Origin of the sequence: Pseudoalteromonas sp. SWYJZ19 (genome assembly GCF_015864375.1) — a bacterium.
Taxonomy (GTDB): domain Bacteria; phylum Pseudomonadota; class Gammaproteobacteria; order Enterobacterales; family Alteromonadaceae; genus Pseudoalteromonas; species Pseudoalteromonas arctica.
On the sequence record NZ_JADYXI010000014.1, the window covers coordinates 60,746 to 77,981 of the forward strand.

Here is a 17,236-nt window from a genome sequence, read left to right on the forward strand (position 1 = left end):
TAAGCTTGTCAGCTTAGGTGTTCACTAGGGTCTGTTGTTCTTTGCGGATTAAAATTTGTTCAAACTAGAGGCTATTTAATCACGGCGCGAGATTTGTTACCTAGTGGGCTCGGTAACTGCTCCTGCGTTACTCTACTGGCTTACATCCATGTAAGAATAAGTAAAACCCGAGCAACAAAGAGTAAATAGCCTCTAGGAAGTACCCTTTGGGCAGCGTCTGTTTGGCATTAATGCTACGTTATCGCCTATTTATGGGGAACAACCACACTACTTAGGCTCTGCCTTGCCTAAATACCAAACAGACTGCTGCAAATTTAACCTTGAAAGATCAACAGACTCTAGTATTAGGAACAACGAACAAAAATGCAACAACTTATTATCATTTAGGGAAGAGAAGAAACTTATTTCATACTGATTAATGAGTTAATAGAGGTATAGTTGTTATATTTGAAATTATTAGATGGGTTTCAAGGGGTATATTGAGGGTAGTAAGATTAAAGCGGATACCATTGAAAGTGCCCGCTTTAGAATAAGGACGAAGCTAATCTAACCGTTAGCTTTAAGTTCACTGGTAAATTGCCCAATCGCATTTACAACTTCTTGTGCACCTTGTTGGATCTCTTGCATCACTTCACCAGATTCTTTAGATAACGCCAAGCCTTGCTCTGCCTTCTCTTTACCTTTTTCTATTACAGCCACCGTATTTTGGGTTTGTGATTGGTTGCGCTGTACAACTTCTACAATTTCTTCTGTTGCTTTTGAGGTACGCGATGCAAGCAATCGCACTTCATCTGCAACCACAGCAAAGCCTCGCCCCTGCTCGCCAGCTCTTGCCGCTTCAATTGCGGCATTTAATGCTAATAAATTTGTTTGCTCAGCAATACTACTAATGCTTTGTACAATACTCGATATTTGTTGCGACTGCTGATCAAGCGCTGAAATTTCATTTGCAGCTTGCTCCATGTTAATAGCCAGCTCAGTCATTACTGCGACTGTATCTTGTATAACGCTCGCGCCTTGCTCTGCTTTTTTATCAGTTTGGGTTGAGGTGCTATAAGCAATTTCGGCAGCTTGTGATATCGCAATTTCTTGATTTACTTGATCAGTGATAACAGTTGCAAACTTCATCACTTTATAAAGCTCATTCGCGTCATTTGAGATTGGGTTATATGACGCTTCTAGCCAAACAATGTTGCCATGTTTATCTACACGCTTAAAACGCTCAGCAATAAACTTACCTTCTCTTAATTTAGCCCAAAATTGCAGATACTCTTGGGAGTTATACTCTGAAGCCTCACAAAACGTACGGTGATGTTTACCTAGTATTTCACTTTCTTGATAACCCATTGCAGCTAAAAACTGATCATTTGCTTTTAAGACATGGCCCTCTAAATCAAATTCAATTACCGCCATAGAGCGATATATCGCTTTAATAGTATCGCTTTGCTCGCGAGAAGCCGTAATTGTTTTTGTAAGTACACTTCCGAATATAGAAAAATAGAGCAACTGATCTTGCTCCCCTTTTACTGGATGTACTATTAAACGTAACCATTCAGCTTTACCATCGCTGCGCATAACTTGCAATGCACCGCCCCAATGCCCTTCTTTTTTAATAGCTTGCTGTAGGCTTTTAAATTCTGAAGATTGACGAGACGAATCTGTAATAAAATCGTCAAAAGAATTATTAGTTAGATCATCTTCACTGTAGCCTAGGTTTTCTAAAAACTTATCATTGGCGTGCGAAATTCGGCCATCATAAAGAATGTTTAGTACTAACATCTCTCGGTAAAGCCCTTCCCATACTTGTTGTAATGGGTAAAGTTCAGCTTTTAGAGAAGCTATTTCGTTTTGTTTATTTTTAGAAAAAAACATTAATATCCCTACTAATACATTCGATATGAAATGAAATTAATTTTATTATAGAAGATATTATTTATAACGCGATAAATAATAAGAGCTTTAATTACTAGATTCAGAAAGTTTTAAAATAGCCAATACATAAACACTGGTATCTGCAAATATGTGGATACATCAATAAAATAACTTCTATGTCCCAGCAGAACCTTTAATTCTCAAACTTTAATCTTTCATACAATCCAGACGCTCTCGATACGCTTTTATTCATTGCTAATTGCAGCACTTTTTTGTCAGCCACCAGCTCAAACTTATTTTTAGCGCGGGTTATTCCCGTATACACTAATTGCCTGTTAATACCCATGCGCGCTTGTTTTAGCGGTGGCAGTACCATGGCTGTGTAGCTAAACTCTGAGCCTTGTGATTTATGAATAGTCATTACATATACTTTATCGTGTGCAGGGAGTCGTGCTGGCGAAAATGCTCGTTGATTACCTTGCTCGTCAATAAATATGGCTTTGAGCTGATTACTTTCATCGGGCATTAAAATACCAATATCACCGTTAAATAACTTAAGTTGATAATCGTTTTGGCTCACCATAATAGGCATACCCGTGTAGTGGTGAGTATTAGGACTTACGGTAATTAAACCTTGCTGTTGCAACACGCGCTCTATTCGTTGATTTAAGCTATTAACGCCGTAATCGCCCTCTCGCACTGCAGCTAAAAGCTGATAACTAGCAAAAGCAGTATGCACCTTTGCAACATCTGCACCTTGGGCTATTAAGTTAAGGTATTTTGCATAATGACTTGCTGCACTTTTAACGAGCTTTTCAATCGGTTTTGCTACAAAGTCGTAATCTAAAATTACATCGTTAAAACGCCCTTCACTACTTTCTTGCTCTACGTAATTTAAAATACCGGTGTTATTGGTGTTTACCGCAAGTGCTAGTTGACCAATACCGCTTTGTGCGTCAAATCGATAACTGTGCTGTAAAAAGGCAATGCAATCTGCAAGTTTAAATTCACTCACGCTTTGCGATACGAGTTTAGGTTTATTATTAAAACATAAACTATTTAGCTCATCACAACGTGCTTGCGAGTAGCTTGGCGTTTGCCCAAGTGTTAAACCTTGGCATAAATCGCTCATTACGCTGCCGGTATCTACCGAGGCAAGCTGATCTTTATCACCTAGGAGTATTAATCGCGCGTGCGCAGGAAGTGCTTCTATTAATTTAGCCATCAGCGATAAATCGACCATACTGGCTTCATCAATAATTAGTACATCTAAATGCAGCGGATTACTTTTGTTATGTCTAAATTTATTAGTAAACGGTTTTACGCCCAATAAGCGATGAATCGTTTGAGCGCTTTGCGGGATCAGCGCTTTTATATCATCAGGAATCGTTGTGAGCTTATTTTTAGCGCCCAAAATAGACTCACTTAAACGTGCAGCGGCTTTACCTGTAGGGGCCACCAGCTTAATACTAAGGGGCGCGGTTTTATAAAGCGACTGCAAAATAGCCAGCAACTTAGTCACTGTGGTAGTTTTACCTGTACCTGGGCCACCCGTGATCACACTAAAGCCTTTGGTGGCCGCAATCGCACACGCCACTTTTTGCCAATCAGTTTCAATTGTTGAATCAGCAGGAAAATAGGTATTTAAAAGTTCAGCCAATACTTCATTATTAATATTGAGCTTTCGCTCGCTCATGCTTAATAGTCTATCCGCGAGTGTTTGCTCATAACCGGCAAGGCGCGCAAAATAAAGTCGCTCGTTAAACAGCTGCAGTGGTTTATTTTCGCCCACGCTTTCATGGCTTTGTAAATAATTAAGCGCCGTATGTACGTTAAAGTCATCACTAAACGGGCTTAGCGTACTGGGTACATTGCCATCGAGTTTATTAAAGTCGCTTTTGCGCAAATTAAAAGGATTACTCCAATCAACTTCACTTAAGGTTAGGCAGCTATGCTGGCTTTGCTGCGATAAGCACAGCAATAAAATAATATAAAACAGTTCATTGTGAGTTTTCTCAATGTCATTAGCACACAGTAATTCAGCGAGCTTCACATCAACTACACGCAGTCGGTTTTGCGCTAATAAATACTCAAGTAACGGGACTTCGGTAATCGTATTATTTAACACAATATCCTCTAATGGGGCATCTTGTGCTACATTTTTTGAAGTAAGAGGCTCTGCGGCTTCATTATTAAGTGTCTCGTCTATATCGTCAAACAAGCCAGGTTGCTCATTTAAATCGCTCATAGCATAGCTCCTTGGCTAAATAAGCCATCTAAAATAATCACTTGTTCTTCAGTTAGCTTTTTAAAGTACACGCCTTGCCCTGTCGGCATTCCACGTAAAAACGTGTAATACACGCCGCCTAAATGGGTTTCTATCGAGTAATCAGCTATACGTTGTTTTAATAAACGATGCAGCGCTACCGTGTAGATTAAATACTGTAAATGATACTGATGACTGCTCATCGCTTGCTCAAGCATATCGCCTTCGTAATCAGCTGGCGTACTGCCTAAATAATTAGACTTATAATCTAAAATATAATATTTACCTTGGTAGCAAAATATTAAATCGACGAAGCCTTTTAACAAGCCTTTTACTTGTGAAAATTCAAGCTTACTTTGCGTAAAGCCAAAATGTTTCACCAGCATTTCGTTTAGCTTAGGTGCACTTAAGCTCTCAAGTGGTAAATTAAATTCCATTTCGACTAGGCAATCATTGGGTGTAAGCACACCCAATGAAAGAAGGCTGTTTTCTAGAGAGCTTTTATCTAGGGGGCACGCAAGAACATCAAGCACCCATTTTTCAGCCACTTCTCGCCATTGCTCACCTATGTGGTATTTTTCAAGGCTGCGCTTAACTACCTCAGATAAGTTTTGCTCGGAATTAGTTGGGTGAACTATTGGGCTAATAAAATCTATTTGTTCAAATATTTCGTGTAAACAGCTACCCGGCTTTGGCCCTTTAGGAAAACTATAAGGTGATGGCAGTTCATCCTCTTGCACTGCAAACTCGTCTTTTTCGTGATCTTCATCACTTCGCCCTGGGGCTAATTGGTCGCTATGCTTTTTAAAGCTTAACGCACTAAAGCTGGTTGCTCGCCAGTTACGCTCAATATTTGCCGTTACTCTATTGACACTTAATGTTTGCTGCGCAATTTCACTATTACTAAAACAAAGCGTGCCTTGCTCTAATAACGTTTGCGAGGTAAATTGCTGATAGCTCATCGCGCTATTAGCGTCGCAAAACTCACTTAAATGCGTGCGCCATGTTTGGCTACTGGCAAGCTCAAGCCCTGCAAATAAAACATGCCCTAGTGCACTACTTTGCATTGCTAAGCGGCTACTTTGCCCTTGCCCAATGTTATAAACACCAAGCGCACAAAAATGCACAGCGCGAGTAAGTGCTACATACAGCAGGCGTAAATCTTCAGCTAAGCGCTCTTGCTCTGCTTTTTGCAGTGCATCTTCGTCTTTACTTAAATCGTAAACTAGCTTGCCGTTATTGTGATAAAGCGCTTCTTTTGTTTCGCGATAGCCACTAGCAAACGGCATAAATACCAGTGGGTATTCAAGCCCCTTTGAGGCATGCATAGTGACAATTTTTACTAAGTTGGCGTCACTTTCTAGGCGCACTTGTACTGTTTCGCCATCTTGTTGGCTTACCTTTTGTGCAAACCATCGCAGTAAACGCAGCGTGCCTTCAAGCTCTATTTGTTTTTGCTGAAGTATTTCGCCCAAATGCCTAAAGTCCGTCAGCCAACGCTCAACGTTATATCCCAATCCTTGCCATTTAGCGCTAAGCTGGTTATGGCTCATTAAGCGCTCAAGCATTGCCATAGCGCCTTGCTTGTTCCAAATGTGGCTAAGTTGTGCAAAAAAGTTTAAGTAGTCTTGCCATTTATTTTCATCATCGGCGAGTGCGTGTATTTCGTTATAACTTAAACAAAATAATGGACCAGCTAAAACACCGCGCAGCAGTGACTCGTCATATTGACCATGCAGCGCCGTTAAAAAGTTAAGTAGGTGATGGCTAAGCTCTTGGCTAAAAACGCTCTCGCGCGATAAGTACACGCTGGAAATTTTGGCTTCGCTAAGCGCTTTTTTCATTATTTGCGCTTCAACACGGTCGCGCACTAATATACAAATATCGGCAGCGCTTACAGGGTTACTGCCAATGCACGCGTCCCCCTGTTTAGCTTTTTCAAGCAAAGTTACTATTTTATTAGCAAAGTGAGTGGCTAAATGCGCTTGCCCTACACCTTTGTTAGTTGGTTTGTTCTTTTCATCGGCGGCTTCATCTACAAATACATTAAATTCGAATGCGGTAGCGGGTTTGCCATCAATTAAAAAAGAGTCATCCGCTTTTTTGCCTTTAGCAGCTACTGCGTTAAAGGGTATGGCGTCGTTATAAATAAAGCTGTTAGCGTGTTTGCCAAATAAACTATTAACGCTATTGACTATATCGGTGCTTGAGCGAAAGTTAGTCCCCAGCGTAAATTGCTGATCAGTCTGCACTGCCTCTTTTGCGCCAATGTACGTAAAAATATCTGCGCCCCTAAAGCCATAAATAGCCTGTTTAGGGTCGCCTATCATGGCAAGCGTGGTATTTTGTTGCCCATAAATTTTACTAAAAATACCGTACTGAATCGGATCGGTATCTTGGAATTCATCAATCATGGCAACCGGAAACAACTGCGCAATTTTTTGCGCTAGTACGTCGCCTTGCTCGTTATTAAGCGCACTGTGTAAATTAGTCAATAAGTCATCTGGGGTGATAACGCTTTGCTCTTGTTTACGCTTAACTATTGCGGCTTTTACCCAGCGTGCTGCATGTTGTACAACCGCTATTTTGAGCCCTTGGTTTATGGTGTTATTAAGTGCGGCAAGCTCGTCAAACTGACTCAGTAATGGATGCACAAATAATGGCTGATTTTTTTTATAATTGCCTGCATCGCTTAGGTTTTCTGTACTCCATACTTCAAACGAATACTTGTTAGTGCCAAATTCAAAAAACAAATCGCCGCCTAAACAAAATGCCTCAAGCGCACTAAGGCTGCCTTTTCGTGCTGGCGTTTTAGACCCGCTTAAACCCGAGCTTTTAATAGCACCGATAAACTCTTGCTCTAACACCGCTTTTTTAAATGCAGGCACACGGGTTACGTATTCGTCACGCGCTTTCCATACATCATCTAAATTTATTTGTGGTGTAATGTGCGCATTAGCTTTGTTTAAAATGCTCGCCACTTGAGCGAATAAAGACTCTGGTGCGGCAAATACATCTAAAATAGCATCGGTGCGTTCTTTATTAAGTGGGTATACAAACGCACGCCAAAAATCTTTAATAGTTTCGAGCAGTATGTCGCGCTCATCTAAAATAAATTCGAGATTAAACGCCACACCCGACTCAAACGCATGTTGTTTTAGCATCCGCTGACAAAAGCCATGAATGGTAAAAATAGCGGCTTCGTCCATTGATTTAGCAGCCGCATCGAGTAAATCAAAGGCGCGGTGTTTATCGTCAATTTTGGCAATTACGCCTTCAATGAGTTCGTCATTTGGGTCTTGCCCAAGCAGTGCGTCGCGTGCAGCAATAATTCGGCTGCGTACGCGGTCTTTAATTTCTTGGGTGGCAGCGTCGGTAAAGGTTACTACCAAAATTTGCTCAACACTGAGCGGCGTATTTAACTCACCTTCTATTTGCATGCCTAGTAAGTAACGTAAATACAGCCCCGTAATTGTATAAGTTTTGCCGGTACCCGCACTGGCTTCTATTAAACTTTGACCAATGAGCGGCATAGTAAGAGGATTAAGTGCTTGCATGGTCACTCTCCTTTGCATGTTCAAATAAAGGCGTGAGCAATTTATCACTCCATTTTATAAATTCTTCTTGGCAGTCGTTTAGCGATTGCACCGTTAAGCGAATATACGGATTTTCGCCCTCGCCTCGCCCTATGTATTGCGGGCTAAATTTGCTCATTGCTTTTGTTATATCGCCGCCGCTTTTAACGTACTCATAACCACTTACCGGAAAAAACGGCACAGGCTCTGCGCGCAGCGCTTTGTATAACTCAAACCAATCGGCTAATAGTGCATCGGCATCGGCTTTGCTTATGGGCGCAAAGGTAATTTGCTTATCAAGCCCAAGTAACAATGTTTCTACGTGATGCTCCATACTTTGCGCTGCAAGGTGATAAATAAAGCCTTTAATTAAATCTTTCGCTTTAATACTCGCGCTGCGATAAAACACTTGTTTTTGCAAATAAACATGATTGAGCCATCCCTCTATTTTAGTGCCTTCAATTGTAAGCAAAACTTCTATTGGCTCACTTTTCCCGCCTTTAATGTGCTCTTTTACTTGCCCTGCAAGCGCGTCAACTCGGTGCTCCATACTCTCAAATATGAGGCTGCCGACATTGGCTTGAGGTAACTCACCTCGCTGCAGTATTTGTTCGGTACTTAGTGGTTGCTCGTTTATATTGGCTTTAAGTATTTCATCAAGGTAAAAATAACGGCGCAGCGCATCTAAACTAAATGGCTCTTCGTCTTTTGCTACTTCGTTAAATTGTGGCAGGCGTAAACCTAATGTTTGTTGATAAAAGCTCTCTTGTGCGCTGCACACACTTCTAATAAACACATCAAGATCTAGCTGCTCTGGCACAGTCACATCAAGTGCAATAACTGGCTCTGGTTTAATTGACTCACTTGGCAGCCAAATTGGGTTGTAACTGTGGTTACTCAGCACAGTATTAGCTTGCTCATCGGCTAAATAATAATGGCTATTAAAGGGCTGTAAATGCTGCTGATTGATTAGACATGCGGGCAGCGTTTTTTCACTCTTTTCGTTTAATACAAAACTACGGCCAATATACTCTAAAAGCTCACTTACAAGCGTTGATGGCATGCGCGGTTGGTTATCAAAACACGAGCGACCAATGTAACTCATGTATAAGTTGTCGCGGGCACTCAGTAGCGCTTCTAAAAATAAGTAGCGGTCGTCTAATTTACGTGATCGGTCACCTTTTTGCTTTTTAGAATAAGGCACTAAGTCAAAACCAATGGGTTGTACGTTACGCGGGTAGTCGGCATCGTTTAAGCCCAGCATGCATACCACTTTAAATGGTACGGCGCGCATGGGCATAAGCGTACAAAAGTTTACTTGCCCAACCAAAAACCGCTGCCCTACGCCTTTTTCTTGAATGCCTTGTTTAACTAAGTAACTAACAATACGCTGCGAAACCACTTTACTGTAATCGCCGTTTTCGTGGTGTTTTTGTAACTCTTCGAGCACGTTTTGAAGTACTAATAAATCCCAGCTGTCGTCGCTTTCACTTTCGTATATGGCGTTTAATAGCTCGCTTAAAATATGCGCTTTATTAGTGAGCGTGTCATCGGGCGTTAGCTGCTCTTTAAAGCTTTGCAGTACATCAATAAAGTGCACGAGCTTGTTGAGTGTATCAAGCGCCATGCCTTCTACTTCATCAGCGCTGTAAATACCGTTAAACGGGCATTGTTCGTCGCGCATAGCAATACCAAGCAGTAAACGGTTAAGCCCATGTTGCCAGGTATTTAAATCGATAGCGGGCAAATCAAAGCTTCTTTTATGCGCTGCGTTTATACCCCATTTAACCCCAACACGTTCAAGCCAGTATTGAATTTGCTCGTATTCGTGCGCTTCAAGCCCAAATTTTTCGGCTATTTGCGTCACTTGTAATAAATCAAGAATATCCGACACACCAAAGCGCGAAAACGGTAAGTTAGCTAAACTCGCAAATGAGCTAAGGACGGGCTTTTCTTGCTCTATGGCTAAATCGGCCAATGCGTAAGGAATAAAGCGGCTGCCTTGTGCTCCGCCAAATACGGCTTCAATGTAAGGGCTGTAAGTGCCTACATCGGGCATCATGACGATTATGTCTTTGGGGGTAAGCGCTGGGTTTTGATTAAATAAGTTAAGTAAGTAGTCGTGCAAGCGCTCAACTTCTCTGAGCGGAGTATGGCAATCGCTTAGCGTAATGCTGGTGTCGGTTGCGCTGATTGGTAATTTACCTTCGTCGTTTATAAACCACTCTTTGTTATCGGTCAGCGATTCACCTTTAAACGCAAGCTGATAAATCTCGCTTTGTACTTGCCCTAGTAAGGTGTCGTCAAACACATCAATAAAGCCATCAATCCAACGGGCATCTAGCTGTACAAGTTGTTCAAAGTAGTCGCGACCTAATTTACCCCACGACGATAACAACGGATTACCTATAAAGTAGTATTCTTCATCTGGATTGGTTTGTTTTGTTTGTTGCGCTTCCACCAGCGGCATTTTGGCGTATTTAGCGCTTATTTTAGCTGCTGTTTTTTCATCTATAATATCGCCCCAGTAATGTTCACTCGGGTTAAAAAAGAATAATATAACCTCGGTTTTTTTACTCAGCGCTTCAAATACGTCTAGCTGGGAGCTGGCAATCGCCGATATACCAAATAAGCTAATGCGTTGTGGCAGTATGCTATTGTCCATAGTCTCAAGTGCTGCAAGTAACTGCCCTTGCATATTAGCGCGATGAAATTGGCTTTGCCCAAGTTCTTGGCTTAGTTTTACAATGCGTCGCCATAAGTCAGGCTGCCATGGAGCAATGGTTACATCTACGTCATCAAGCTCATCTTTGCCGCTATCCCATGTGGCTATCCAGTGCGGTCGGTACATTAAATATTGGTCGTACACATCGGCTATTTTTTCGCATAACGCAAAGGTTTTTTGCCCGTCAATATCGCCCTCTAAATAGGTTTTTAGCGGTAAATATAGCGGCTCATCAATACAGATGGGTAAAATGGCAAACAGCTTCCAAGCAAGGTTGGGCTTATTAAATGCCGACTCTTTAGGGACATTTGGCAGTAATTGCTGATACAACTGCCAAATAAAGCTCGACGGCAGCGGAAAATCTACCTGCGCCGCAACCCCTAAGTTTTCGCTCAAACCTATTTTTAACCACTGCGACATACCCGGCGATTGCACTAGCACTACTTCTTTGTCGAACGGGCTTTGCAATGGGTTTACTTTTAACAGCTGGTGGAACTGCGCTTGCAGGGCTTCCATCCGGTTTGATTGAATAATATTTAGCATATAACACTGACCTTGCTTGAGATAAAACCAGTGTAAGATATTTTCAATATTAGGGGTAGCGCAAACGGGTAATTGGCTTTAATAAATCAGAGAGTTAAGAACTAACTTACAGATTTTATACGCACAGCATCTATTTTATATACTGTGCGTAGTAGTGAGTTTATTTATAAGGGCTAATACTTGATAAACTAAAATCACTTTGCATTATTACTTCGCCATCAATGCCTTTTAATTTAAGTGAAATAGTGGGGTCAATTTGCTGCCAGTCTATGCTTAAATCACCATAATTTACGTTATGAGTAAAATTCCCTACTCGGTGTTTGTTAGGGCTTACATCTTTCCACTTTTCAGTTAAGCCAGAGCTGGTCATCTCAATTAATGGGTAATCAAGGTTTTGCTGATACTTTGATATTTCACCCCAGTGCGTATCGCCGCTGATGATCACTACCCCATTTACCTTATGCTTTTTAATCAATGCAAATAAACGGTTTCTATCTTCAGGAAAGTTTGCCCATGACTCCCAACCTGTAAAATCGGGTAAAAGCTGTAAGCTTGAGGCAATCAATTTTATTGCAGCAGGCTTTTTAAGCTCTTGTTCAAGCCATTGCCACTGGGCTTCACCTAGCATTGATGCGCCCTTCACTTCACTAGGACTATACGGGCCTTGGTTATTTAACTTACGCTTAGTGTAGTATTCAAGCTCACCTACATGGTTTAGCGCATCACGGTTCCAACGTAAATCAGGCATTATTACTTGTATGGTTTGCTCATTTTCACCATACATGTACGAGGTATAAATTCCATCAGGACGAGTGCGACGCGCTGAGTTTACAGGTTCATCCCAAAAATTAAGCATAATTTGGCGTGATTGCTCTTTATGCGGATACTCTTTACCTGCATCGTTTTGGCCATAATCGTGGTCATCCCACATAGCAATAATAGGCGTTTGCTCTTTCAAGATTTTAAAACCCGCCTTTGCCCCTAAAAGTTGGTATTTATCGGCAAGTATATCCATATCGTTGGTATCGCCGTAAATATTGTCACCCAAAAATATAAACAAATCCCCCTGCTCTTTGTTAATTGCATTAAATATGGGTATGTTTTATCTTGATGCCCACACGAACCAAATAGGATTTTAGATGGCGCGGCATTAACACTCGCGCTAATAACCAAACTCAACACCAAGGCAGATAGGGTTAATGGTTTTAATAGATTCTTCATTTTAAAATCTCGCTAATAGCAGGCGCCATATTTGAATTTATTTCATTTGGGTTCTGCCCAAGAGCCTTTAAAACGGTCGCCGCTATTTGCGCTTGTTTAAGCTCATTTTTAGTTTTAATTAAGCCACGTCCTTTTATTGCGGGGCCAAGGGCTGCAAGCCAAATATGTTCAGAGCCGACAATTCCTTCTGGGTAGGTATTTTCACCTAACTCTAGTTCAGCAAGTGCACGTTTAGAGCTGTGATGTTGCCAATCATTGGCATTATTGCCACGGCCGTGATCAGTAGTAATAATTAGTGTGGTGTTATTTTTATAACCCGCTGTAGTTTGAATGGTTGCCCATAAGTCTTTTATAAAGGCGTCACTTTGCCTTGCCGATTTAAGGTATTGATCGTAATGACCATCATGCGCAAAGTCATCGGTTTCGCCTAAACTTATCACCAACAACTTAGGCTTTTTAGCCAACATATACGCTTTAGCAAAGCGATATGTAAAACTATCTAGTCGTACGTTATACCAAGGACTGGGAATTTCATTTTGTAGCGCATTTAACAGTGGCGCATCAGTGAATAAATTCTCTTCAATTGACATAAAACCTGCATTTACATACACGTTACTGCGCTTAGTATTTACAATGTATGGGAATACATCCCAACTGCCAAATAGGGCTGTGTTATCTTTAAACTCAGGTAACTTATCTAAACGCTCTAAAATAGTTTTATTTGGGTTGAGCACTTTGTTATTACTATTTATATTTTCGTCAACTTCACCAGTGAGTATTTCGTTATAACCAGGGTATGAAAAATACCACTGGTTACTTACCGACATAGTAGAGCCGTTAGCTCTATCGCCAATTATAATCCCTTTTTTAGCCACTACTTTCGTTAAAAAAGGCATAAGTAATTGCTGGCGCTCATTTGCTGTTTTTGCCCAAAATTGGGTCTTTAATTGCTCAGGCTTTTTAACAAAATCAGTATTATTAATTAAGCTATTATCAGCCCCATTAAATACTTCTTGCCAGCGTACCCCGTCAAGCGTTACCAGCACTACATTTTGCGCTGCTGTTGCAAAGCTGCTCGCTAATACACTTAAGCTAAATAGTGTTACTTTTATAATTGTTTTCATCGCGTTTGCGCCCTTTCATATAATAAAGCCCATCAATGATGGGCTATATTTTAATTCAATTACTAAAACCTAATTAAAAGTCAGCGGTCAATGTAACTGCCGCAGTGCGAGGCGCACCAATGTAATAAGTAGAGCCGTTACCGGTACCACCTGCTAAGTAGCTTTTGTCAGTAACATTATAAACAACAAACGATACGTCAATGGCTTTAAACGGGCCTGCATCTACGTCAGTTGAATAACCTGTATTAAAATCAAGTACGGTGTAGCCGTCTACTTTATTACGCGTGCGAGTGTCTTCGTCTTGCCATGCACCTAAACGCTCGCCGGTGTATTTAGCCGATAAACCAACACGAAAGCCATCGCTAAAGTAATCGGTAGATACCACAAATAAATCTTCTGATGAATCTATTATGCTGTCGCCTTTTCTAAAGCTTGGTGCGACCTCATTACCACTTTCATCTTTTAATATTACACCCTGTGAATCGTATGCATTTGGATCATCGGATGAATACTCAGAACTGCTATTAGTATACGACGAGTACACGCTCCAGCTTGGTGTTAGCATATAGCTTGCTGCAAGCTCGAGCCCATTTGAGTCAATACCCCCTACATTTACGTACGAGCCATTTGTACCAATCGTGTAATCAATACCGTCTGTGCCACTACCAGGGGCAATAAAGGTAATGCGGTTATCAAACTTAACACTGTAAGCCGTTGCTGTAAGAGTTAATCTGTCGGCTTGGTAACGTACACCAAAGTCGATGTTGTCGGCAGTTTCTGGCTCTATGTTTGTAAGTGTTGAACTGTCTCGCTCAAGTACACCGTCTTTTATTGCTGAAAAATTCTCGCTGTAACTGGCAAATAATTCTGTGCTGTTATTTAGCTGATACAATACGCCACCGCTAAATAAAACGTCTGAGTCGCTATCTACTTTATCTGATCTTTCGTTAGCAAAGTGGTCGTACTTTTGTAATTCAACTAAATACTGTTTTGCACCAATATTTAATGTTAAGTCACCAAAATTAATCGAGTCTTGTAGGTACCATTTGAATGTATCGGTATCAAAGGTGTTTTTGTATTGTGTCCAGTAAGGCGTGCTATCAAAGTGATGATAAATACGCGCGTCAATTACTTTGTGCCAATCACGCGACTCGTCACGTTCGCTTTGCTCATACCAAAAGCCCGCTTCTATATCGTGATCACCAAATGTAGCTTGGTAATTTGCCGTTACACCTAAGCGATCTTTGTTGTAATGCGTATGGCGGTAAGACATAACCGGCGTTGCTGTTGCATCGTAACACGCAGGATTTAAACCAGGACCCGACTCCCATGGCCAGCTCAAACTTTGCGTACAATCGGCATTTGGTGCAAGCGGGTTGCCCTCACTATCAGCAAAACCATAAGAGCCTGCATTAGTGCCGCCCTGTGTTGTTGGTTCGCCATTTTCATCAACAGGCGTTGTTAAATAAGGTGGGATCCAATCGCCGCGACCTGAATTTTTATGATAATAAGGACTAACGGTTAATAATGAAGTTGGCGAAATCGCGTATTCAAATTTTAAATAGCCTAAGGTATTTTCACGAAGCGTTCCCCAACCTTCTGCAAACATTTGGTCAAAATGCGGAACTCCTGTCCAATTCCATGTTAGCTGATCCCAATCGGGTGTTTGTTCAAACTGCTCAAGGCTTACGCTGTTATAATTCGTCTCGCTTACATCGTCGTAAGATAAACGCCCGGTAAGTGTTAAGTCGTCAAAATTAGATACAAACTTAACCTCAGCATGTTGATTGTCTTTACCCCCATTACTGCCTGAGCCAATCCAGCGGCTTGTATCTGTTTGCGAGTAACTTACGTACGCTTGTGTGTTATTAAAAACAGTGCCTGTTTCGTGTTTAAAGTAATAACGCGTGGCATCGTGGCTGCCTGATGTATAAGCAAAGGTAGTGCCTTTTTCAAGGCTTGGGTCTTTACTTACAAAGTTAAATGTCCCGCCTAGTGCTTCAAGTGAAGCCGACTTAATATCAGACGTACCTTGACCTACTTCAACCGTTGCAAGGTTTTCGCTATCTAGGTAACGGTTAGCTTTAGCACCACCGCCATAATTAGAGCCACCATTGGGAATGCCATCAACGGTCATACCTAATTGTTGTTGGTTTCCATCAATACTAAAACCACGCATGGTGATTGTAGTAGACCAATCGTCGCCACCAAATGCATCACCTTCATTTATGCTAATACCCGGTAAATTATCAATAACCGATAATATGCTCGATACCGAACTTTGTTGCTCAAGCATTGCAGGCTCAATAACATTATTAGCGTAGCTCGTTGGTTTAGCAACCACGGTTACTTCTTCTATGGTGTTGTCGTTAGCATAACTAGATGTTGATACAGCCATGGCAATTGCCATGCTCAAAAGCGATTTGTTTTTTAAAGCGTACATTGTTGTCCCGTTTGATTTTAATTATGAAATATGAAAACGCGGACAGTATGAATTTTAAATATGACAACGAGGATGAACTTTATTTACATAAAAATTAAACAAATATGGAAGATTTATGGCGGGAATATATACAAAAAAAGACACCCAAAGGTTTAACTTTGGGTGTCTTAATTATTTTCTAGAACTTATTACAAATAGTAATTTATTTCAATTGTGCAAGCATTTCATCGCTGTATGGTACTAACTCTTCACCGTTTGCAATTTTGCTAATGTAATCTGGGTTTGCAATAAGTGGGCGACCAATAGCGATTAAGTCAAACTTAGCATCGTTAATAGCCTCTTTTGCTGACTCAAAACTATAACTACCCACACCTACTAATGTACCTTTGTAGCCTGCACGTAAAAATTCAGAGATGCTTTTGCCTTCAAGCGAGTCAAAGCGCATGCTATCGTCAAAAATACCGCCGTGTAAGTACGCTAATTCTCTGCTTTCAAGTTCTGTTAATAAGTAATCAAATACCGCTTTATCGCGACTATCTTCGCTCATATTAAAGTAAGCACCCGGTGTTAATCTAAGTGCAGTACGATCACTGCCTACAGCAGCAATAACCGCATCGGTTACTTCTAGTGCAAAACGCGACATGTTTTCAGGCGTTTGACCATATTCGTCGCTGCGTGTATTTGCAGCGTAATGTAAAAATTGGTCCACTAAATAACCGTTAGCACCGTGAATCTCTACCCCATCAAAGCCTGCTTCAATTGCGTTTTCAGCAGCTTTTGCGAAATCAGCAACTAGACTTTTAATATCATCAGTAGTGGCTGCTTTTGGTGTGATGTATGTAAGCTCACGCATACGTGGTACAGAGCCTTCAACGCCAATTGCCGATGGAGCAAGTACATCGCCATCAAAAAAGTGAGGGTGTGCAACACGGCCAACATGCCAAAGCTGTGCAAACATTTTGCCGCCATTAGCGTGCACTGCGTCAGTTACTTTTTTCCAACCTTGAATTTGCTCACTGCTAAATAAACCCGGAGTATTTGGGTAACCTTGTCCATCTGGACGAATAATAGTTGCTTCACTAATAATTAAACCGGTTTCGGCACGGCGAGCATAATATTCAACCATATCTTGTGTTGGCACTAAGTTATCGTCAGCCATACAACGCGTTAATGGCGCCATAAGTACGCGGTTTTTAAGCTCAATCGTGTTATTTAATTTAAACGGAGCAAGTAGATCAGTTGTCATTTTTCAATCCTTCATTAAGTATATGCTTACTACAATGTGGCCTTTTTACAAACATTCAAGCTTATTTTTGAATGATCGCTCAAATTAGTGAGAAATTATACTGATCAATCTACAAATTAGATCTGCATTGCTGAAATTAAATAGCAACTTTTCAACACTCTGTCATATAACTCGATATACTTGTGTGCATATAATTTAGATATACTAGGGCGTGTTGATCT

General features: G+C 41.0%; 7 protein-coding genes and 1 pseudogene. All 8 read right to left on the reverse strand.

Translation table 11 applies throughout. The features are described from left to right. Window positions 1-546 precede the first annotated feature (546 nt). The 8 genes and pseudogenes from I6F45_RS14375 to I6F45_RS14410 all read right to left on the reverse strand — a co-directional run bounded on the left by I6F45_RS14375 (window position 547) and on the right by I6F45_RS14410 (window position 17,015). Window positions 547-1,872, reverse strand: coding sequence for a methyl-accepting chemotaxis protein (locus I6F45_RS14375; RefSeq protein ID WP_007585625.1), 1,326 nt, complete (start codon window positions 1,870-1,872; stop codon window positions 547-549). A 193-nt stretch (window positions 1,873-2,065) separates the two neighbouring features. Further along, complete coding sequence (gene recD, locus I6F45_RS14380; RefSeq protein WP_197160873.1) at window positions 2,066-4,120, reverse strand: exodeoxyribonuclease V subunit alpha; 2,055 nt, start codon at window positions 4,118-4,120, stop codon at window positions 2,066-2,068. Next, the gene (gene recB / locus I6F45_RS14385; RefSeq protein WP_197160875.1) at window positions 4,117-7,695 is read right to left on the reverse strand and encodes an exodeoxyribonuclease V subunit beta; all 3,579 of its coding nucleotides are present in this window, start codon (window positions 7,693-7,695) and stop codon (window positions 4,117-4,119) included. The genes recD and recB overlap by 4 nt, the downstream gene beginning before the upstream one ends. Further along, window positions 7,682-10,981, reverse strand: coding sequence for an exodeoxyribonuclease V subunit gamma (recC, locus tag I6F45_RS14390; protein WP_197160877.1), 3,300 nt, complete (start codon window positions 10,979-10,981; stop codon window positions 7,682-7,684). Before recC ends, recB begins: the two co-directional genes overlap by 14 nt. A gap of 160 nt (window positions 10,982-11,141) precedes the next feature. Further along, a pseudogene (locus tag I6F45_RS14395) lies at window positions 11,142-12,202 on the reverse strand (alkaline phosphatase D family protein). Then, window positions 12,199-13,326, reverse strand: a complete 1,128-nt coding sequence (locus tag I6F45_RS14400) for an alkaline phosphatase family protein (RefSeq protein WP_197160886.1) — start codon at window positions 13,324-13,326, stop codon at window positions 12,199-12,201. The pseudogene I6F45_RS14395 and the gene I6F45_RS14400 overlap by 4 nt, the downstream one beginning before the upstream one ends. A gap of 73 nt (window positions 13,327-13,399) precedes the next feature. Next, window positions 13,400-15,769 carry a TonB-dependent receptor domain-containing protein gene (locus I6F45_RS14405; RefSeq protein ID WP_197160889.1) on the reverse strand — a complete coding sequence of 790 codons (2,370 nt, stop codon included), beginning with the start codon at window positions 15,767-15,769 and terminating at the stop codon, window positions 13,400-13,402. 202 nt (window positions 15,770-15,971) lie between these two features. After that, a complete protein-coding gene (locus I6F45_RS14410) occupies window positions 15,972-17,015 on the reverse strand; it encodes an alkene reductase (RefSeq protein ID WP_024594359.1) in 1,044 nt (347 codons plus the stop codon). Window positions 17,016-17,236 lie beyond the last annotated feature (221 nt).